Annotated in this window: 17 protein-coding genes; 8 read left to right on the top strand and 9 right to left on the bottom strand. The window is 70.2% G+C overall.

Going from position 1 to position 19,537, the window contains the following annotated elements; all coding sequences use genetic code 11:
• Window positions 1–463 precede the first annotated feature (463 nt).
• The 3 genes from AB0E02_RS01950 to AB0E02_RS01940 all read left to right on the top strand — a co-directional run bounded on the left by AB0E02_RS01950 (window position 464) and on the right by AB0E02_RS01940 (window position 3,509).
• Window positions 464–1,129, top strand: a complete 666-nt coding sequence (locus AB0E02_RS01950) for a hypothetical protein (protein WP_362134898.1) — start codon at window positions 464–466, stop codon at window positions 1,127–1,129.
• Window positions 1,126–2,418 carry a HAMP domain-containing sensor histidine kinase gene (locus tag AB0E02_RS01945; protein WP_362134896.1) on the top strand — a complete coding sequence of 431 codons (1,293 nt, stop codon included), beginning with the start codon at window positions 1,126–1,128 and terminating at the stop codon, window positions 2,416–2,418. Before AB0E02_RS01950 ends, AB0E02_RS01945 begins: the two co-directional genes overlap by 4 nt.
• 335 nt (window positions 2,419–2,753) lie before the next feature.
• Complete coding sequence (locus AB0E02_RS01940) at window positions 2,754–3,509, top strand: (2Fe-2S)-binding protein (protein WP_362134894.1); 756 nt, start codon at window positions 2,754–2,756, stop codon at window positions 3,507–3,509.
• A 280-nt stretch (window positions 3,510–3,789) separates the two neighbouring features.
• On the opposite strand, the gene AB0E02_RS01935 is transcribed toward AB0E02_RS01940, so the two are convergent.
• Window positions 3,790–4,575 (bottom strand): serine protease, encoded by a 786-nt coding sequence (locus tag AB0E02_RS01935; protein ID WP_362134892.1) that lies wholly within the window; start codon window positions 4,573–4,575, stop codon window positions 3,790–3,792.
• A 1,211-nt stretch (window positions 4,576–5,786) separates the two neighbouring features.
• On the opposite strand from AB0E02_RS01935, the gene AB0E02_RS01930 reads away from it, so the two are divergent.
• Window positions 5,787–6,059, top strand: coding sequence for a hypothetical protein (locus tag AB0E02_RS01930; RefSeq protein ID WP_362134890.1), 273 nt, complete (start codon window positions 5,787–5,789; stop codon window positions 6,057–6,059).
• 196 nt (window positions 6,060–6,255) lie between these two features.
• On the opposite strand, the gene AB0E02_RS01925 is transcribed toward AB0E02_RS01930, so the two are convergent.
• On the bottom strand, window positions 6,256–6,696 hold the full coding sequence (locus AB0E02_RS01925; protein ID WP_362135547.1) for a pyridoxamine 5'-phosphate oxidase family protein: 441 nt from the start codon (window positions 6,694–6,696) through the stop codon (window positions 6,256–6,258).
• A 513-nt stretch (window positions 6,697–7,209) separates the two neighbouring features.
• On the bottom strand, window positions 7,210–8,502 hold the full coding sequence (locus tag AB0E02_RS01920; RefSeq protein WP_362135545.1) for a globin domain-containing protein: 1,293 nt from the start codon (window positions 8,500–8,502) through the stop codon (window positions 7,210–7,212).
• A 448-nt stretch (window positions 8,503–8,950) separates the two neighbouring features.
• On the opposite strand from AB0E02_RS01920, the gene AB0E02_RS01915 reads away from it, so the two are divergent.
• A complete protein-coding gene (locus AB0E02_RS01915) occupies window positions 8,951–9,697 on the top strand; it encodes a response regulator transcription factor (protein ID WP_362134888.1) in 747 nt (248 codons plus the stop codon).
• A 296-nt stretch (window positions 9,698–9,993) separates the two neighbouring features.
• Here the strand turns inward: AB0E02_RS01915 and AB0E02_RS01910 are convergent, their stop codons facing one another.
• Both AB0E02_RS01910 and AB0E02_RS01905 read right to left on the bottom strand, forming a co-directional pair.
• Window positions 9,994–11,901: a GAF domain-containing sensor histidine kinase gene (locus tag AB0E02_RS01910; RefSeq protein WP_362135542.1), complete on the bottom strand. Its 1,908-nt coding sequence runs from the start codon at window positions 11,899–11,901 to the stop codon at window positions 9,994–9,996.
• A gap of 439 nt (window positions 11,902–12,340) precedes the next feature.
• Window positions 12,341–12,691: a hypothetical protein gene (locus AB0E02_RS01905; RefSeq protein WP_362134886.1), complete on the bottom strand. Its 351-nt coding sequence runs from the start codon at window positions 12,689–12,691 to the stop codon at window positions 12,341–12,343.
• 244 nt (window positions 12,692–12,935) lie between these two features.
• On the opposite strand from AB0E02_RS01905, the gene AB0E02_RS01900 reads away from it, so the two are divergent.
• Entirely contained in the window at window positions 12,936–13,547 is a 612-nt protein-coding gene (locus AB0E02_RS01900) for a hypothetical protein (protein ID WP_362134884.1), read from the top strand.
• Between the two features lie 188 nt (window positions 13,548–13,735).
• Here the strand turns inward: AB0E02_RS01900 and AB0E02_RS01895 are convergent, their stop codons facing one another.
• The gene (locus AB0E02_RS01895) at window positions 13,736–14,494 is read right to left on the bottom strand and encodes a dienelactone hydrolase family protein (protein WP_362134882.1); all 759 of its coding nucleotides are present in this window, start codon (window positions 14,492–14,494) and stop codon (window positions 13,736–13,738) included.
• Window positions 14,495–14,717: 223 nt separating this feature from the next.
• Here AB0E02_RS01895 and AB0E02_RS01890 point away from each other — a divergent pair, with 223 nt between their 5' ends.
• Entirely contained in the window at window positions 14,718–15,311 is a 594-nt protein-coding gene (locus AB0E02_RS01890; protein ID WP_362134880.1) for a hypothetical protein, read from the top strand.
• Window positions 15,312–15,448: 137 nt separating this feature from the next.
• Here AB0E02_RS01890 and AB0E02_RS01885 read toward each other — a convergent pair whose 3' ends face one another.
• Window positions 15,449–15,745 (bottom strand): putative quinol monooxygenase, encoded by a 297-nt coding sequence (locus AB0E02_RS01885; protein WP_362134878.1) that lies wholly within the window; start codon window positions 15,743–15,745, stop codon window positions 15,449–15,451.
• Window positions 15,746–15,776: 31 nt separating this feature from the next.
• The gene (locus AB0E02_RS01880; RefSeq protein WP_362134876.1) at window positions 15,777–16,871 is read right to left on the bottom strand and encodes an aldo/keto reductase; all 1,095 of its coding nucleotides are present in this window, start codon (window positions 16,869–16,871) and stop codon (window positions 15,777–15,779) included.
• 237 nt (window positions 16,872–17,108) lie between these two features.
• On the opposite strand from AB0E02_RS01880, the gene AB0E02_RS01875 reads away from it, so the two are divergent.
• Window positions 17,109–17,972 (top strand): helix-turn-helix transcriptional regulator, encoded by an 864-nt coding sequence (locus AB0E02_RS01875; protein ID WP_362134874.1) that lies wholly within the window; start codon window positions 17,109–17,111, stop codon window positions 17,970–17,972.
• A gap of 49 nt (window positions 17,973–18,021) precedes the next feature.
• Here the strand turns inward: AB0E02_RS01875 and AB0E02_RS01870 are convergent, their stop codons facing one another.
• Window positions 18,022–19,488 carry a membrane-associated oxidoreductase gene (locus AB0E02_RS01870; protein WP_362134872.1) on the bottom strand — a complete coding sequence of 489 codons (1,467 nt, stop codon included), beginning with the start codon at window positions 19,486–19,488 and terminating at the stop codon, window positions 18,022–18,024.
• Window positions 19,489–19,537 lie beyond the last annotated feature (49 nt).

Below are 19,537 nucleotides of genomic sequence, written 5' to 3'. Positions count from 1 at the left end.
GCCCGTCGCCCTGCCCGTACTCGGGCTTGCCCCCGCCGCACGGTGCCGCCGGCGCAGCGGACGGACGCGCACCGCAAAACACACCACTCAACTGGGAGGCCGAATCGATCGAGTCAACTGCTCACTGATTATTGGTCACCGGTCACCGGTCACCGGTCACTGCTCACTGGGCACCGGTCACTTGTCACCGTTTTCACTGGTCGCTGTGGGCCCATCTATGGGCCGCCGTTACACAACCGTGGGATTGCCGTCATGCAGGTCAGCAAACATCATTGTCCCCATACGCTGCCGTCCCGTGCTCCCTGGAAGTCCTGTGCCCCTCCGCCGTTCCCTGCCGCTCCCCCGCCGGGCACGGAGCGTTGCCTTCGCCCTTGCGACGGTGGGCGCGACAACCGCGATGACACTGGTGGCGGCGGGGTGTACAGGGGCGACCGGGGAACCTCGCAGTGCCGGAGCCGCCCCCGTGGCGTCGGCGCCGGCCCGCCTCTGGCCCGACCGGGCGCCTGCCCCACAGCCGCCCCCGGACAAGAGCGGCCAGGACGGACCCTCACCCCTCCCCGGGCTGCCCCGGGTGCCGTCCGGCAATATCCGCAGGCTGGACCCGCTGGACGTGGTCACAGCGCAGATCGCCGACGACGCACGGCACGACGCGCCGGCCTTCGACAAGGCCACCGAGCGGAGGATTCAGCAGTGCGGCGACAAGCCGCAGCGCTGTCCCGTGCGGGCCCCCGAGTACCAGGACCTGACGCACGACGGGAAGGACGAGCTGATCGTCGGTATCGAGGGGGCCGAGCACACCCTGGCCGTCTGGGCCTACATGCTCAAGGGCGGGGTGGTGAACCGCATCCTGGACACCGCCGGCACCCCGCTGTCCGTGGAAGTCTCCGACGGCGATGTGATCATGCGGGAGCCCACCGGCTCGCCGGGCTACGAGATGCGCACCGTACACGCGTGGGACGAGCGACGGCAGACCATGGAGATCCGGACGATGGAGTTCGACCAGAAGGTCTCCTCCCCCGCTTCGGAACGCACACGCGCACCAGAACGTACGCCCGCACCGGAACGTACCCCTTCACCGCAACGCACCCCCTCATCGCAACGCACCCCGTCACCGGGCCACACGACATGAGCGGCGCACGGCAGCGGGCCGCGCTGCGGCTGCCTTCCTGGACGGCGTCCCTCTACTGGAAGTTCGCCGTCTTCATCACCGTCATGTGCTGCACCCTTGCCGCGCTGCTCGGCATCCTGGTGCACACCCTGGTCGGCAAGCAGACCGAGGATCAGGCGCGCGGCGCCGCCCTGGACGCACTCGACGACGCGGTGGCCACCTACGTCGCCGGCGAACCACTCGGCCGCAGCGCCTCGGTGGATCCGCCCGACCTCCCCCACAACCTCCGCGAATTGGCCGTGCGCCACAGGGAACACGGCACCCAGCTCGCGGACCACCAGGGCCGGCCGACGATGTGGGCCGTCGCCCCCGCCGACGGCGGCCGGGTGCTGGCCGTGCGCGTGGACTACACCGACCGGGCCGCCTCCCTCCACGGGCTGGACCGGGCCATCATCGGCTCCTCCGCCGCGGCGATCGGCGTCACCCTGCTCGTCGGCCTCTTCGCGGTCTCCCGCATCACCCGTCGACTGCACCGCACCGCCCGCGTCGCCCGTCGGATCAGTACCGGCGACCTCGACGCCCGGGTGCGCGACCCCCGCGCCCTGCGCCCCGACCTGGCGCAGGACGAGGCGGCAGCGGTGGCCGCCGCGCTCGACACCATGGCCGCCACCCTGCAGACCAAGCTGCACAGTGAACAGCGCTTCACCGCGGACGTCTCCCACGAACTGCGCACCCCGCTCACCGGGCTGCACGCGGCGGCCGAACTGCTGCCGCCCGGCCGTCCGACGGAAATGGTCCAGGAACGCATCCAGACCATGCGCCGGCTGACCGAGGACCTGCTGGAGATCTCCCGGCTGGACGCCCGGGTCGAGCAGGCCGACCTCGCCGTCCACCAACTGGGGCCGTTGGCCGAGCGCGCAGTGCAGGCCACCGGCCTGGCTGCCGACGTCGACGTCGTACGGGACGCCCGGGTGCAGACCGACCGGCGCCGTCTCGAACGCGTTCTGGGCAACCTGATCACCAATGCCCACAAGCACGGCCGCGCGCCGGTGGTGCTGACCGTTGACGGCCCGGTCGTCACCGTGCGGGACCACGGCGACGGCTATCCGGACGACCTCCTCGACCACGGCCCCCAACGGTTCAAGACCCGCTCGGGAAGCGGCCGGAAGAGCGGCCACGGCCTGGGCCTGACCATCGCCACCGGCCAGACCCGGGTCCTCGGCGCCACCCTGCACTTCACCAACGCCCCCGACGGCGGCGCACTCGCCACCCTCCGCCTGCTGAAGGGCCAACAGCGACCACAGGATTGAATCGAAACTGGTCAGACGGCCCCGGGATGCATGCGTGCGCAGCCGGAACCGTCCGGAGGGAGGCCGCCGCCCAGCGTCAGTCGACCGGTGGCGCCGCGGACACGGACCACGACCGGTTACTGAACCGATGGAGGTCCGCCGCGAGGTCATGACCGTCCACGGGGCGCTGGCAGCCTGGACGGTCGATGGGGCGCAGATGAAGTCGATCACGGGCCGGCCACCGTGTACGGCTACCGGAACTCATCGCCGTGCGCCGCCCGGGCGTCCCGCGATCCGGCCCGGCCGTTACGATCCGGGCCGGGCAACCCCGCCTGAGTGGGGAGCGAGGAGGACAGGTGTCCCAGGAGCCAATGACCGCAGTGCTCGGCCGCGCCGCCGCCGTGGGGCCGTTCTTCTCCGTGCGGACCAGCGCCGGAGCACCACGCGACCAGGGCTTTCTTCCCCTTGCGGAGCTTTACGGGCAGGGCGTCTCACCGGCACTGCGCAATCGCCTGGAGACGGTTGCCACTCGGCTCGGCACAGCGGAGGCACGGGTCGCCGCATCCCTCGTCCATCAGGGACTCGCCGGGCGCCTGTGGTCGATCGCTCTCGGACCGGCGGTGCTGGCCGGCCGCGTCCCCGACCTCAGCAGCGACGCTCTGTGGTGGCATCCGGAGCGGAGCGCACCCGATGACCTCTGGCTGCCCTCCCCCAGTCCTTCCCTTTCTCCCTCCCCCTCTCCCCTGCCGTTGCCTCCCGTAGAAGACCTCGCAAGCCGGCTACGGGCAGCGGTTCTGCGTGACCATTTGGTGCCGCTGCACCACGCCATCAGCGCGACGACCGCGATCTCCCCCAAGGTGCTGTGGGGCAATGCCGCCTCGGCGCTGGTCGGCACCCTCCGGGTGCTGCACGGCTGGTGCCGCAGCACAGGGCACGGGGAAGCCGCAGAACGAGCCGTGGCACTGACCGCCTCCCTTCTGAACGCCACGCCACTACGCGACTGCGGAACACTGGATCCCAACGTCCCGGCGTTCTCACGACGCAGCTGCTGCCTGTACTACCGCGTGCCGGGCGGTGGGCTGTGCGGAGACTGCGTGCTGAGGAGGACGTGACGGGGTGGTCCGGGCAATAGGGCACAGTCACAGGCGCAGACACAGACACAGGGCATAGGGCCTCCGTCGGTTGGTCCATCTGTCGGCCCGTCTGTCGGCCATCTGCCAGCACATCTCTCCGCCCATCCGCGCCGTGCATGCACGGTCGGCAGCCAGGAGGGGCTTCCCCAGGCGCGGAGGCAACTGGTCGTGCGCCGCGCAGACTCGAAGTTTCTCCGCCTTCGTCAGCAAGTCGGGCTTGGACGCGGTCGACAGCGTCGCCCTTCCCGTTTGGCGCCCGTCAGCCCAACTCGCCTATGAGCGCCGGGACATCGGCGAAACCGGCGTCGGCCGGCTGTCCGCAGACCTTGCCCGCCGTCTCACCGGCGAAGCTGAACACCCCGACCAGCTCCGGGCCGCGCCGGCCCCGGACGACCAGTGGGCTGCCGCTGTCCCCGAAGCACATGGTCGTCCGCCCACTGGGCACATCACGGGCGCAGAAGACCGACGCCTCGTCCACGACAGCCGGTGTCTGGGCGGCGCATTGCGCGTGGGTGCGAACGGTGAGATCACCGCGCCGCAGGACATCACCGCGGATTTCCTGGCCCGGCCGGGAGGGGTCCGGTGCCGCCGTGGTGCCGTGACTGAAGATCGACACGTGGGTGCCGGGGCGCGGCCGATGCGGGGCGATCCGGAGCGGTGTGACACCGCGTACCGGGGCGCTGAGACGGATCTCCGCCAGGTCGGATGCCGCCGACGACAGAGCGGGGTTATGGGGATCGGCGGGTGAGGGCAGCAGCTCGTACCGGGGATGCAGGGTGACCGCGCGGATGTCGCGCACCGTGCCGGGATCGCGGGACAGGACCGACGAGCCGATGTGCACCTCCGCCCGCCGGAAGTCCTGGCCGTCGAGGCAGTGGGCGGCGGTGAGCACCCGGTCCGGGGCAATGAGTGCCCCGCCGCACGAGGCGCGGTTCAGCAACGGGGCGTCGCCCTTCACCGCGAGCGTCGCCAGCCAGGGTGCCGCCCCGCGCTGCGGTAGCTGCGTGCCACCCGACATGGCCTGTGCCGCACCGGCCGTGCTCATGACCGCGGCCATCCCGACCACCACCGCCGCACCGAAGACCGCCCCGGTATGCGTTCGCCGGCCACGCCCCGACCGTAGCCGTGGGGTCACCGTCCCACCGTCCCCACCGCGCCCACCTCGTCCATCACGCCCATCCCGCCCACCGCATCCGCCAGTTCGCTGTTCATATCGACCCGCACCTCTCGCATTCCGAAATGGATCTTTGCTCAACGACCGAACGTAGCGACGCGGCTTGGCGAGATCGTCAGACCACGGTCGCGTCAACCGTCGTCCTGCAGGCTGATCGGACCCTGACGTCTCTCAGGGGTGGCCGGGCGGGGTGAGGCGCAACACGGGCAGGTGGCGGGCGGGGATCTCGCTCACCGCACGCGCTCACATCCAGTCGACGAACGCTCAACCACCCAAATAACGACTTTCTTTAGCATCCGCTTCCCGTGCTAGAAACGAGTGCACTCGTTCGACGGGTGGCGGGGTGCAGTGCAGCATCACAGCAGGGGGGAATTCCACGTTGGGTAGCTCAGCACGAGATACAGGCAACCACCGTCGCCGCTTTCATGGTGGTCGATACGGCCTACCCTCCACGGGAAGGCGAGTGGCCAACCTCAAGCACCAAGCAATGCACCCGACCAAGGAATGCACCCGGGATTCACCGGCCGTTCGCTGTGGCTCGATGAGCGGATCGAATTCGGTGGCAGCAGGTTTCGGCGAGTACCGATAGGTACCGACGGGCGTACGGTCACTTCTCGTACGAGGACGACGACACCTTCCCCACCTTCCCAGGTGAGCACGACAGTCTCCGTCGCCAGTGCCCCGTGCACCGCCGCGCATTCGGCCTGTTGCGTGCGCCGCCGTTGGTACCACGGGCAGGGAAAGGCCGGCGGGGAAAGGGTGTCGGACAGATCAGCAGAGGACGGGCCAGGGGCCTCCTGTCCGCGAAGAACCCAGATGCGCTGATCACCACTCTGCACAACTGCTGAGTGCAAACTCTGCACACATCTACACAACTCTGGAAAGGAAACTCAGTGAAATCCAGTCGCATTTTCACGTCGGGAGCCGCTGTTCTGGCTTCCGCCGCTGTCCTCCTTACCCTGGGGCAGTCCTCCGCGACGGCAGCCGGAGTCAAGGCGGCAGGTGCGCCCGTCCCGTGGAAGGCCACGTACGGCACGGCCACGGCATCCGGCACCAGGTCGGTGCAGCCCAAGGACGGTTCCGTGTCCTCCAAGCTCGTCATCAAGGGCGACTTCAAGAACACCGGTAACGACTGCTATTCGGTGTGGACCCAGTGGACCTATGACCTGGTTCCCCGGCCGCCCGTCAAGCAAGCGACCCTGTGCGGTAAGGGCACCAAGTCGGTGGACTTGAGCCTGGCCAGCTACACCTTCACCACCACTGGCTCGGTCTTCATATGCCGCGGTGACAAGGACACCAAGGACTGTGGCGAGCAGGAATCCCTGACCAGCTGGCCCGTCAACCACGCCAGCTGACCGGACCGGCCCCTCCGCGATCGCGCCAGCCTCAGCGTGTTGGATTGTTGGGGTTCTTTGGGTTCTCGAGATTCTTTAAGTCCTCTGGATTCTTTGGGTTGTTCGGGTTCTTTCGGATTCTCGTCCAGTCCAAGGTCTGGCCCTCGTGGACGACCGCCGGTACGGCAGGCTCGCCGGCCGTACCGGCATCGCCCGGTCAAGTCCTCGGGGACAGTCGCAACCCCGTGACCAAGTCCGGACGGATTCGCAGCGCATAGGACATCCGGTGGTCGGCCCACGGATGCAGCAACGCCTGGTAGTGCGCCAGGTCGTCGGGATCGGTCACAAGGTGGCAGTAGCCGGTCACCACCACGCTCCAGCCGCAGTGCGTGGCCGGGTCGATGGCGTCGGCCTCGTAGGCGACGACCACCCCCTCGTCTGCCGCATGCTCGGTCAGGCTGGTCAGCGCCGCACCCGCGTGAGTGCGGATGATCACCTCACCGTGATGGAGGAGGTGGTTGACGGGGCGGATGGCCGGCAATGCGTCCTGGGTGAAGACGATCCTCCCCAGCGACACGCTGCCCAACAGGCGGAGGGCCTCGGCACGGTCCAGTTCTGTGCTGCAGCGGGACGCCTCGCGATCGGCCCAGGCCAGCAGCGCGGAGTCAGTGACGGCTCCCGCAGAGGCGGTGACAGTGCCCGCGAAGTCAGTGACAGCTCCCGCGGAGTCGGTGAGAAGCCCCGCGGAGGCGACAGCTGGCCCGAAGTCAGAGTCGGTGGCGGTCCCGGCGGTGTGCCGGGCCGGGATGTTGGTCACGGCGTGTTCCCTCTCCTTTTGACGCTGCTGATGCAGTGGGCTGCCGGCCAGTAGAAGGCTCCCGGCGGCCGCCCGCCAGGGGCCGTTCGGCCCGTCTCGGGAGCGCGCGACTCTCCGGTCCGCTTGGCATCACCCCGGTTGGCATCACCCCCGGTTGGCATCACTCCGATTGGCGTCCATCGATTGGCGTCGCCCCGCCGCTCCAGTCACCGTTCCGTCTGCCGTTCCAGTCACCGGTCCCTCTGCCGCTCCAGTCAACGACCCTCTGCCGCTCCGCTCGCCGCCCGTCTGCCGCTCCGCTCACTGCCCCTCTGCAGCTGCCCGGGTACGACGCGCAGCGGCCGGGCGGCTGGGTCAACGGATGCGATCCGGCACCGGGTCGTGGCGGATGTGGTCGGCCGACATACCGGCCGCGGTCAGCCGCGCGACGGTGGCGCCGACCATGGCCGCCGGACCGCTGACGAAGGCGAGGTGAGGCGACCACTGCCCGTCCCGCGCCACCGCCTCGGCCAGCGGGCCGTACCCGGCCGACGGATCGGCGCTCCCCGGGACGGCGTGCTCGTGCGGGGTCGGGCCGTACCCGGCCAGCGAGCCTTCGTTGCCCGGAACAACGACGTCCTCGTCCAGCACCCGAACCACCCGCAGCCGGTCGTACCGTGCCGCCCATCGGTTCAGCGCCGCGGCGTCATAGAGCTCGGCGCGACTACGGGCGCCCACGAAGAGGTGGACCCGGCCGGCCGGGCGCGGCGGAAGACCGTCGGCCCCGCGGCGACGGCCCGCCCACTCCTCCAGCAGGGCCTTGATCGGCGCCCAGCCGGTGCCGCCCGCCACCATCAGCAGATCCCGGGATCGGTCCTCGTCCTGGAGCGTCATCGTGCCGTGCGCCGGGCCCAGGCGCAGGGTGTCACCGACCCGGGTGCCGTCGACCAGCGCCTCACTGACCCCGCCGGGGCCGGTCCGCCGGACGTGGAAGACCACCTCGCCGTCGAGCCCCGGCGCCGACGCGAAGGAATAGTGTCGCCACGCCTGCGGCCTCAGCGGGGACTCGACCGCCGCGAACTGGCCGGCCCGGTACGGGTACGGCTCGTGCAGTCGGACCCACAGTACCGCGAGGTCCGGGCGGCGCCGCTCGTGGGCGATCACCGTGCCGTGCCAAGACGGGGGTTCGGCAAGTGCGGCGTCGGCGCCCTCGACCATCGACGCCACGGCGAACCGCACCATCCGCACCCACGCCTCCTCCACCGCCTCGATCCAGCGGGGCCCGGCGGTGCGCCGCAGCGCCACACACAGCGCGGTCTCGAACGCCTCGTAGTGCGCCGGGCGCACCCCGAGCTTGCGGTGGTCATGGCCGAGCTGCCGGAAGTAGGCGGCCGCCTCGGCGGGACGGTGCAGATTCTCGATCAAGTACCAGAAGGCGCGGGCCAGATGCGCACGCTGGAAGTCCATGGACGCCGGGAACAGCGACCGCAAGTAGGGCCACCGGGCGAACATTTCGTCGTAGAGGCGGGCGATCAGGTCGCCGAAGGGTGTGACCAGATCGAGGTACTGGGTGATCAGCCGCTGGTCCGCGGCACCGTCGTAGGAGGCGGGCGTTAAGTCGTGCGCAGGTGCCCGGCCCTGACCGAGGATGCGCCGCCGCAGCCGCATCGCGTCGTGCCGGGCGAGCAGGGCGTGGTACTCGCCGCCGACGGTACCCACCGTACCTAGGGCTGACCGTCCGGACGAGGCGGACGGAACGGGACGGGCGGACGGAGCGGGACGGGCGGACGGAGCGGGACGCGCGGACGGAGCGGGGCGCGCGGGCTGGTAGGACTGCGGCATGGGATCGACCTCCTGAACGGGGGCGTCAGTATCGCAACGCGGTGCTGTGCCCGAAGCGCCCCGCTCCCCAGGGTCGTTCGGCCCTTGCGCCGGCCACCGGGCCCGACGAACCTCGTGGTCGGGACCCTCGTGCCCCGCCGATCCCGTGTCCCGCCGATCCGCGAGAACCACAGAGCGAGAGCGCATGAACCAGCAGCCCCTTCACCCTGCTCCCACCACGCCTGCCCACACCACCCCTGTCACCGCTACGCCCGCCCCCACCGTCCCCGCCCCTGTGACCGCCACGCCCGTCAGCGCACCGGAGGCGCCGCTGCGCGTCTTCATCCTCGACGACCACGAGGTCGTCCGCCGCGGTGTGCGGGACCTGCTGGAGGCGGAGGACGACATCGTGGTTGTCGGGGAGGCGGGGGACGCCCGGCAGGCCCTCGCCCGGGTGCCGGCGGTCCGGCCGCAGGTGGCCGTCCTCGACGTCCGGCTGGGCGGCACCGACGGGCCCGCCAGCGACCACGAAGGCATCGAAGTCTGCCGGGAGTTACGGGCCCGCGTCCCTGATCTTGCCTGCCTGATGCTGACGTCCTTCGACGACGACGAGGCACTGTTCGACGCCATCATGGCCGGGGCGGCCGGCTATGTGCTCAAGCAGATCGACGGCCCTGCGCTGGTGCACGCGGTCCGTACGGTGGCGGCGGGGCAGTCGATGCTGGATCCGCGTACCGCGAAGCGGGTGATGGAGCGACTACGCGCCCCGGGCCGGAGCCAGTCGGCCGGCGCGGAGACGGGGACAGGAACGGTGACGGGGAGGGGGACGGAGGCGTCCGAACTCGACCGGCTCTCGCCGCGCGAACGGGAAGTGCTGGACCTGATCGGCCTCGGGCTGACGAACCGCCAGATCGCCGACCGGCTGTTCCTGTCGGAGAAGACGGTCAAGAACCGGGTGTCCGCGATCCTCTCCAAGCTGGGGGTGGGCCGCCGGGTCCAGGCGGCGATGGTCGTCGAACGGCTGAGGGCACCGCGACCGTAACCGCGGCACCGGACGGCGGGGCCGGGGCGCTCAGCCGGACCGGCAACGGGGCCAGATCGGCTCCATCGGGACGACAACGGGAACGGATCGGCTCAGTCGGACTGACGGCAGGACCCGACCGGCTCAGGCGGACCGGCGAGGGGAACGGACCGGCAACGGGAACGAATCGGCCCACTCGGGCCGACGGCAGGCCCCGACCGGCTCGGTCGGACCGACGAGGGGAACGGAATCGGCTCGGTCGGACCGGCGAGGGGAACGGATCGGCCCGTTCGGAGCGACAGCGGAAACGGATCGGCTCAGGCGGGCAGCGGTACCCGCCAGACGATGCGGGTGCCGCCGCCCTCCGGCCGTTCGACAGTCAGCCGGCCTCCGTGCATCTCGGCTCGGGACCGCATGTTGGCCAGCCCTCCGGTGTGCGGTGCGTCGCCGACGCCCACCCCGTCGTCCGTCACCACCAGCGTCACCGTGCCCGCCGTCACCGACAACAGCACGTCCAGGTGGCGGGCCTGGGCGTGCCGGGCGGCGTTGCTGAGGGCCTCGGCGGCCACTGCCACGAGGTGGCCGGTCAGGTCCTCGGGGACCGCTGCGTCCACCGGACCGTCGATCCGCAGCGCCGGGGTGAAGCCGAGGGGACCGGCCGCCCGCTGCACGGTCTCGGTCAGATCGCGACGCAGACCACGGCCGTCCGTGGCCTCCCCAGTGGTACGCAATCCGAAGATGGTGGACCGGATGATCTTGATGGTGGTGTCCAGGTCGTTGACCGCGCGGCCGACCCGTTCGGCGGCCTCCGGGCGGTCGATCAGTCGGGTCGCGCTCTGCAGCGTGATGCCGGTGGCGAACAACCGCTGAATGGCGAGGTCGTGCAGATCTCGGGCGATCCGGTCACGGTCGTGGAGGACCGTCAGTTCCACCGACTCGGCCCGTCGGCGGGCGAGTTCCAGAGCGATCTCGGCCTGGTCGGCAAAGCCCGATATCAGGGTGACCTCGGCGTCGTCGAAGGCGGGCCGCCCGGCCAGGCGGCTCAGCCGGAGTGCACCCCGGCCGGTATCCACCTGGAGCGGGACGGCGACCGCCGGCCCGTCCACCTCTGCGGGCTCCCTGCTCAGGGCCCCGCCGTTCAGCTCCTCGCCTTTGGACGTCTCCTCACCTTTGGACGCCTCCTCGCGCTTGGACGCCTCCGCAGCCACGGGCGTCTCCTCCCCTACGGGCGTCACCTCCCCCGCGGACGCCTGCACCGCCCCGTTCCCGACAGGGCCCCGGCCGAGCGGGTACGCCCGGGGGTCGGCCCGCAGGTCGGCAGTGACCACCGGCCGGCCGCTGCGGACGGCCGCCCCAGGCAGCGAACCGTCAACCGGCACGGGCAACCCAAGGATCCGGCTCGCCCCCGTTCCACACGCCACCGCCACCGTCAGCTGGTCCACGGACGAGGACGCGGGCGAGGGCGAGGGCGGGACCAACTCCGAGGGCAAGGGAGGGGACGAGAGCGGAGGAGCGGAAGAAGGCGAGGACGAGGACGAGGGCGGGACCAGCTCCGAGGGCGAAGGAGGGGACGAGGGCGAGGGCGAGGGAGGGGAAACCGGCAGCAGGACCGCCGCGCTGTCCGCGCCGGCGACCTCCTGCGCGCGCTCCGCGATCAGTCGCAACACCTCGTCGGCGTCGGTGCCGGACAGCAGACTGCGGGTGATCTCGCCCAGCGCCTCCAGCCACCGTTCGCGGCGGCGGCTCTCGTGGTACATGCGGGCGTTGTCGATCGCCACTCCCGCCGCGGTGGACAGCGTGGTCAATACCGCCTCGTCATCCGCGTCGAACGATCCGCCGCCCCGCTTCTCCGTGAGGTAGAGATTGCCGAACACCTCGTCGCGGACCCGGACCGGCACCCCGAGGAAGGTCCGCATCGGCGGATGGTTGGCCGGAAACCCATAGCTGTGCGGATGTCTGGTGAGGTCGGTGAGCCGCAGCGGCGACGGGTTGCGGATCAGCTCCCCGAGGATGCCGCGGCCGCACGGCGCCCGGCCGATCAGCCCGATGAGCTCGTCGGACATCCCAACGGGCAGGAACTGCGCCAGTTGACCGTCCCCGACCACGCCGAGCGCCCCGTATTCCGCGTCGGTGAGGGTGACCGCCGCCTCCACGATGCCCCTGAGCACCTGCGGGAGTTCGAGCCCCCGGCCCAGGCCCATCACGGCGTCGAGCAGGCTGCGCATCCGGTCCGGCTCGTGGAGCCAGGGCCCGCGCGGACTGCTCGCGACCGGTGCGTACTGCTGCGATTCCGACATGACCGTGCTGCTCCAAAGATCCCGTACGTCTGCGCGGCAGCGTACGTGATCAGCACGGCAGCACCGCCGGGCACCGGCGCCGACCGGCCATCCGGAGGGGCCCGCAACGGGGCTCCGTAATGCGGCTGCAATGGGGGCCGCACTGGGCCCCGCAATGGGGGCCGAACGCCCCGCCGCCGAGGGCCGGTTGCGGGGCGCAGGTGGGCCGTTCGGCCCTGGAGGCAGTAAGGGTCCCCGACTGAAGATGTATGTGTCGGGAAGGGCCGGTCTCCCCCGTGTCCATGGCCCTTCCCGGCACCGACCGTTCGTTGCCCTAGGTGGATTGATCACGAGCGTTGTTAACAGCCGCTCGGTTTGATCAATACACCTAGGCGAAGTCGACAGCAGCCAGCGCGGGACCTGCGAAGGCCAGCGCGTACTGCAGACAAACGGCTCCTCGTCGCGCCGCGTAGCTCATCCCCTCGCTGGGCAGAGCAAGCGCCAACAACCCCACGACTGCGGACAGGCCCATCGCCCCCTGGGCGAGACCCACCAGGGGCCCGCTTGCCCCGTCGCCGCTGTAGGCCTGGTTCATCACGATGATGAAGAACGCCCCGTAGGCAACGACGAGCAGCAGGAGGCCGAGGGCGGCGAACACGCGCACTGCCGATGTGGACGGCGCGAACGGGTCAGGCGCCGCAACGGGTGCGTCAGTGGCATGGGGGTCGGGTGCGGTCATGGTCGCCATCCTGGCCCGCCCGCGCCACCCGGACATGGTGGCTCCTACTCAAGTCGAAGAGCGCACGTACTCAATGCTTCCGTGCTCCACAATCTGCCCCCGGACGCATACCCGGATCCGGCCACCTGCTGACCTGACCTGAACCTGCCTGACCTGCCCTGACCTGACCTGCCCTGACCTGACCATCAGGCCATCAGGCCATCAGGACAGGTGGCCGGCCAAATGGACTGCTGGGGGATGTGCCATGGTGCTCGGCATGGAGTCTGAGTCGAGCGGTCCGGCACGTCACATCGATACGGGACGGTGGCTGGCGCAGTTCGCCGGCCGGATTCTGGTGGTGTGTCCGCGGTGCGGCGGCCGTGCAATCGTCGTACTCCGACCGGACCTTGAGGCACCTCGGTACTTCAGTGAGCTGATGTTCATGCCGCGCCGTCTCGTGTGCGCGGCATGCGGGGCCACCGGTGAATGGGAAGCCGAGGTGCAGGGCTCCGCGCTCGTCGGCGCGGCGCTCGGGGGCACCGAGGATCCGTTCTTCCGGCAGCCGCTGTGGCTGCAGACCCGTTGTGTCGGGCACATCCTGTGGGCGTACAACGAGGAGCACATCGATGAGCTGGCCGCCTACGTCGCCGCCGTGCTGCGGCAACACACCGCTTCGCCGACGATGGCGATGTTCCCCCGGCTCCCTGTGTGGCTGAAGCGGGCCGACAACCGCCCCGAAGTCCTGGCCGGATTGGGGCGGTTGCGCGCTCTTGCCGCACGCTCGACGCCGGATGGGCGCTCCGACGCCGCGCATCGCAGAGACGACCGGCCGCGTTCGGCCGGGAGCAGGTTCTACCGGGGCGGCCCCTACCAGTGAGGGGGCTCCTGCCAAGGGATGGCGATCCCGATCCCTATCGGTGATGGCGATCCCTATCGGTGATGACGGTCCCTGTCGGTGATGACGGTCGCTGCTGGTGGTGGCGAACGGTCCCGGCCGACCGGACGTGCCGGCCGGCCGGGGACGAGCTCCGGCCGGCGCGTCGAGCACTACGGCCTCGTGTCAGTTCAGGTGCCGTGCGAAGAACCGCTCAGGTGCCGTGCGAAGAACCGCAGCGAGCCGTCGACTTCGAACGACGGCACCTCACCGTGCTTGCCGGGGTTCGCGTGCAGCGTCTTCTCGGCCGAGGCCAAGGCCTCGAACAACGCCAGACTCTGGTTCCGCGGCACCATCTGGTCGTCCCACTGGACGAGGAACTGCACCGGCACGGTGATCCGCGCGGCGTCCTCGGCCAGTCCTTGCACGCCGAGCAAGCCCAACACCGCGGCGCCTATCCGCGGTTCCGCGGCGATGAGCGGGATGCCCAGTCCGCAGCCCATCGACATGCCGCAGTAGCCCACCGGGCCGTCGCCGACCTGGTCGAGGCGCTGGACCGCAGTCAGGACCGCCTGCCAGTCCGCGACGGCCTGACCGGCCAGATAGCTGTGCATGCCGGCGACCAGCGCGCCCGGATCCTCACCGGCGGCCATACCGGCCCGCATCCTGGCCGCGATCCGGCCGAACTGCTCGTTCTTGGGCCGGTCGCCGTGGTGGGGTGCGTCGATCGCGACGACGGCGAAACCCGCGGCGGCGTAGTGGCGGGCGCGAGTCACGGTGCCAGGGGCGGTCTTGTGCTGCCTGCCGCCGTGGCCCAGCAGGATCAGGGGGCGGGGGCGGGGACGAGCACCGCGGGCGGCTTCCGGCGTCCACAGCACGCCAGGGATCTCGTCGAGGGTGAAGAACTGTTCGGTGACGCCGTCCGACGACGTCTGGGAGGTGAAGCGCATCAGCGTTTCAAGCCTTTCGGGATGCCTGGCGCGGGCGCTCCCTAGGCCATGCGAAGGAGGGAGTCCCGACGTGTCACAGTGTTGATCGGACTCACCTCCTCAAATGTGCAGTGGTGCACGGCGACGCCGAAGGTATCACAATGATCATCACGCGCCCTGCGGCGGCGCCAGGCCGGGTCGCGCGCCCCCCGCACTGTCAGTGCCCCGCCTTATGGTCCACCACATGAAGCCTCATCACATGCCGAAGCTGCCGCGCACGGATGCCGCACCCGTTCTCCGGACCGACTTCACCGACCCCGCCGGCTGGGATCGGCTGTTGCGGGCCCTGGAGACGCCGGTCACCCACGAGGAAGGCTCGGAGGACGTCTGCGCCTACGACCGTGCCGTCTCGTACGTCACTCCGGTCGATAAGGAGAAGTACCGCGGCCTGCTTCCTGACTTGGTGCTCGCTGCGGCTCCCTACACCGGCCACGACCTGCCTTACGACCACCTCTATCTGGCCGACGCCGAAACCTTCGCCTCGGACGACCTTCCGTTGCTCGGCATCGACATCCACCTGGACGACGAGGGCGACGAGCCTTGGCCGCGTGAGAAGCCGTTCCGGATACCGGCCCTCCAGGTGACCGGTGTCGAGATCAACGACAGCATCGCCAACCTGTTCTTCCGCGAGTTCTACGACACCGACTGGTCGGGCTTCGACGTGTACGTGGCGGAGCCGGGGACGGCTGTGTATGAGGAGTTCCGCCGCATGGACGTGGACATGGACATGCATCAGGACGGGGAAGGGGACGAGGGCGAGGAGGAGGCCGTCGGGTGATGGGGGTGGCGGGGGTGGCGGCGGGCGTGAGCCCGGACGGACGGCACCGGCGCACGGTGGTGTGGGCAGTCGGCCGCGCCGAAGGTTCCGCCACGCTCCGCGCCCAGCCGGGCATGACCCCCATGCCCGGCAGCACGTCATTCGCCAGCGGCGGTGGTCAGCTTCCGGATGCTCATCGGCTCGGCGAGGATCAGGTCCAGCACTTGCTTCACGTGGTGGAAGTGCGGGGTGGTGAAGTGTTCGGCGAGGGCCTGGGGGCCCGTCCATTCCTCGACGATCACCATGCGCGCGGGCTGGTTGAGGTCGGTGTAGGGCCGGTAGGCGAGGCAGCCGGGTTCCTCCAGAGAGGGTTCGATCATTGCTTCCAAGGCGGTGCGCAGTCGGTCCTCCTGGCCGGGCTCGGCCAGGCACTCTGCGACGACGATGAGGGACATGGTGGGTTGTCTCCTTGCGTGCGGTGGACGGTTACGGGCGGGCGGGGCCGGTTCCCGCGCCGGAGCGGGTGATCGCGTCGGTGATCTCGTCGAGGTCGGCCCGGGACAGACGCACGGCGCCTGCGCCGACCCAGCCGTCGACCTGGCCGGGCTTGCGGGCACCGACAATGGCGCCGGTGATCCCGGGCCAGGCCAGGACCCAGGCGAGGGCCACCTCGGCGACCGTGGCGCCGTGCCGCTCGGCGACGGGACGGAGGGCATCGGCCAGACGGAGGTTGGCTGCCAGCCCCGTGGTGAAGTCGTGGTGGGCGGAGCGCCAGTCATCGGCGGCCAGGTTCGCGGCACGCTCGGCGGAAAAAGCGCCGGTGAGCAGCCCCGACTGGAGCGGGGAGTAGACGATCACGCCGGTGTCGTGGGCGCGGGCCCAGGCAATCTCGGGTGCGGCCGAGCGGTTGATGGCCGAGAACGGCGGTTGGATGACGTCGACGTGGGCGATCTGTTCGGCTGCCTGAAGCTGCTCGGGCGAGTGGTTGGACAGTCCGATCGCGCGGACCTTGCCCTCGGCCTTGAGATCGGCCATGACCTGCCAGTACTCCTCCAACGGTGTGGCGTTCGGCGAGACGGCGCCGCTGCCGTCACCGGCGTACTCCAGGGACTCGCCGGTGTCCGGCCAGTGCACCTGGTACAGGTCGATGCGCTCGACGCCGAGGCGGCGCAGCGAGTCCTCGACCTCACGGCGCACGCTGTCGGGCTGCATGGTCCGGCGGGGTGCGGCCTGCGGGGCGGCCGGGTCCCAGACCAGCCCGACCTTGGTGAAGAGGTACGGGCGCTCGGCCTCGGGCAGGCCGGCGACGGCCTTGCCGACCAGTTCCTCGGCATGACCGAGTCCGTACACGGCGGCGGTGTCTATCCAATTGACACCGGAATCGATCGCGTGGCGGATCGCGGTGATCGACTCGGCGTCGTCGGTGGCGCCCCAGCCGAAGTGCCATCCGGAGCCCGCCACCGCCCAGGAGCCGAAGCCGAGGCGGGTGATGTCCATGCCCGTGCTGCCGAGGGGAACGGTCGGCAGGTCGTTGGGCGTTGGCATGTCCTTGTGGGTCGTCATGTCGCTGTGGGTTGTCATGTCACTGTGGGTTGTCATGTCACTGTGGGTTGTCATGTCGCTGTGGGCTGGCATGTCGGAGAACTTCCCGTGAGAGCGGATCACCGGGTGCCCTGAGCACTCGGTGGACCGGAACCCTTCCGGTGCTCACCACTGTGGTCGTCCGCGGGCGCCCCACCCAGGGCCGGCCGGTGCCTGGGCACGGCATGACCAGGCTTGAAGGGCTGCCGGCGAGGGCGGTGCGGGGATACTTGCCCCATGCCATTGGACAGACGTGCCGAACTCGGCGAGTTCCTGCGATCCCGCCGCGCCCGGCTGCAACCGGAGGACCTGGGACTGCCGCACTACGGAGGCCGTCGCCGGGTCCCCGGGCTGCGCAGGGAGGAACTGGCCCAGCTGGCCGGGGTGAGCGTGGACCACTACGTCCGGCTGGAACAGGGCCGGACCCTGCACTTCTCCGAGGCGGTCCTGGACGCGGTCGCACGCGCCCTGCGCCTGGAGACCGTGGAGCGCGAGCACCTCTACCGACTGGCACGCCCCTGGTCCGCATCGGACCGTACGGAAGCGGCCGCCCAGCCCCAGCAGGTCCGGCCCGGGCTGCGCCGGTTGCTGGATTCGGCAGGCGATGTGCCGGCCTACATCGTCGGCCGGAACACCGATGTCCTGGCCTGGAACCGCCTTGCCGCAGCGCTGATCACCGATTTCGGAGCCCTGCCACCGCGGCAGCGGAACCTGGCCCGCCTGGTGTTCCTGGACGAGGGGATGCGCAGCCTGTACGCCGACTGGCGCGGCAAGGCCAGCGATGTGGCCGCCTATCTTCGACTTGATGCCGGACGCCATCCGGATGACCCGCGCACGGTGGGCCTGCTGGACGAACTCTCCGCCGCCAGCCCCGAGTTCCGGGAAGCGTGGGCGGAGCACCAGCTCAAGGACAAGACCCACGGGCGGTACACCTACCTCCACCCCGTGGTCGGCAAGCTGGATCTCGGCTTCGAAACCCTGCGCCTTCCCGACGACCCGGACCAGGCCCTGATTGCCCACACGGTGGACGAGGGCTCTCCCTCGGAGACCGCCCTCCACCTGCTGTCCGCGTGGGCTCGGGAAAGTGCACCGGTGCGTTGAACCGCGATCGGGAAGCGTCGGAATGCTGAGGCACCTCGGCCGATAGGGGTCATTGGCGGCTGACCGTGCGGGTCACGCCTGCGACGATCGTCGTCGCCAGGATCCATCCGGTGATGATCAGGGCGTACGACAGCCACTGGTGCCAGCCGGCAGGGGCGAACGCCGACTCCTGGCCGAAGTTGATGATCGGCAGGAGCAGGTCGAGGGTGTAGAAGACGGGGTTGAAGTCGGGGGCCTCGTCCGCCTTGACGGGGCGTGGATGGTCCAGGCCGTACGCGATCGATCCGATGGCCATGAGGGACAGCAGCCAGACCGCCGCGCGCAAGGGGCGGAAGCCGTAGCCGACGGTGGCGTCCTGGACGTATCCCCACAGCCGTCCGTACCAGATGAGCGTGGTGCGTCGGCGGCGCTGCTTGGCGAGTTGGACGAGCCGGGCCGCGTCGTCGTCACCGACGTGGCGGTAGGCGGCCATCAACTGCTCGTAGCCGTGCGGGTCGTAGCGCTCGCCGTCCCGCTCCAGCATCGGCAGTCGGCGTTCGGCGGGCTCGTGCGGGGCGAGGACGGTGTACCGGAGATTGCTGAGAAACACCTGGTCCGGCAGCATCTCCGGTTCCAGGGTCAGGATCTCTATATGAGAACGCCGTAGATTCAGGGCGCCCTCGATGCGGTCGCCCCTGCGCAGCCAGAGTTCACCGATGACACAACTGCTCGCCCGCAGTGCCGTGTCGCCCGGATGCGACAGGTGGGCGTGGAGCAGGTCGAGACGGCCCGAGATGCGGGAGCCGCGGAGCTCGACGCGGCCCTGCGCGCGTAGACACCGCGCCCGTACATGGCCTCCCACGTTGAGGTTCTGCGCGTCCAGCGCGGTGCCGTCGGGGGTGGTGAACTCGGCGTCCTGCAGGTTGATCCGTCCGGCGACGGAGGCGCCGGTGAGCCGTACCTGGCCGTGCGCGCGCATCTCCGGTGCCCACAAGTCGTCCCCGATCGTGGCCTGGTTGAGCTGTAGGACCGGTTCGGAGTCGTCCGGTGCGGTGAATTCCGCCCGTTCCAGGAACAGCGCCCCGGTGATCTGCACCCCACCGAGCCGCACCGGCCCCCGCATACGGCAGCCCGTCATCCGCAGGACGCCCTCGACCCGCAAGGCCGCCGAGGTCAGGCCCGGCAGCACGGACTTGCTCAGATTGAGCTGCCGCAGCTGGGCTCCGTACAGGTCGGGAACGCCGTCGAAGTGACAGTGGCTCAGCCGGACGGCGGCGTCGATCGTGGCGTACTTCAGGTCCAGTACGCCGGTGATCCGTGCTCCCTTGATCTTGAGCGCGGCTATTTCCCCGTCCTCCCGCGGGGCCTTGAGCAGCAGCGCCCGCAGCACACTCGCCCGTACGCTCCGCTCGGCGCCCCAGGTGTCGCCGAGGGCCGGATCCTCGTTCTCGGCGGCACGGAAGTCGACGGACCCGCCGCGCGGAAAGGCCCGCCATATACGTTCCTCGGGCGGCGTCAGATCGTTGGTCTGGCTCACGTCGGGACTCTGACGTGGGGTGTTCGGGCTGTCAACTGCCGTACGGGGC

The organism is Streptomyces sp. NPDC048196 (assembly GCF_040652715.1).
GTDB lineage: Bacteria > Actinomycetota > Actinomycetes > Streptomycetales > Streptomycetaceae > Streptomyces > Streptomyces siderophoricus.
This window is presented reverse-complemented; position numbering and strand designations above follow the sequence as displayed.

Excerpts from the sequence above, each read along its gene's own strand:
- AB0E02_RS01945 (WP_362134896.1), top strand. The coding sequence starts at position 1,126 with ATGAGCGGCGCACGGCAGCGGGCCGCGCTGCGGCTGCCTTCCTGGACG.
- AB0E02_RS01935 (WP_362134892.1), bottom strand. The coding sequence starts at position 4,575 with ATGAGCACGGCCGGTGCGGCACAGGCCATGTCGGGTGGCACGCAGCTA.
- AB0E02_RS01920 (WP_362135545.1), bottom strand. The coding sequence starts at position 8,502 with ATGCGGCTGCGGCGGCGCATCCTCGGTCAGGGCCGGGCACCTGCGCAC.
- AB0E02_RS01910 (WP_362135542.1), bottom strand. The coding sequence starts at position 11,901 with ATGCGCAGCCTGCTCGACGCCGTGATGGGCCTGGGCCGGGGGCTCGAA.
- AB0E02_RS01905 (WP_362134886.1), bottom strand. The coding sequence starts at position 12,691 with ATGACCGCACCCGACCCCCATGCCACTGACGCACCCGTTGCGGCGCCT.
- AB0E02_RS01900 (WP_362134884.1), top strand. The coding sequence starts at position 12,936 with ATGGTGCTCGGCATGGAGTCTGAGTCGAGCGGTCCGGCACGTCACATC.
- AB0E02_RS01895 (WP_362134882.1), bottom strand. The coding sequence starts at position 14,494 with ATGCGCTTCACCTCCCAGACGTCGTCGGACGGCGTCACCGAACAGTTC.
- AB0E02_RS01890 (WP_362134880.1), top strand. The coding sequence starts at position 14,718 with ATGAAGCCTCATCACATGCCGAAGCTGCCGCGCACGGATGCCGCACCC.
- AB0E02_RS01885 (WP_362134878.1), bottom strand. The coding sequence starts at position 15,745 with ATGTCCCTCATCGTCGTCGCAGAGTGCCTGGCCGAGCCCGGCCAGGAG.
- AB0E02_RS01880 (WP_362134876.1), bottom strand. The coding sequence starts at position 16,871 with ATGACAACCCACAGCGACATGACGACCCACAAGGACATGCCAACGCCC.
- AB0E02_RS01875 (WP_362134874.1), top strand. The coding sequence starts at position 17,109 with ATGCCATTGGACAGACGTGCCGAACTCGGCGAGTTCCTGCGATCCCGC.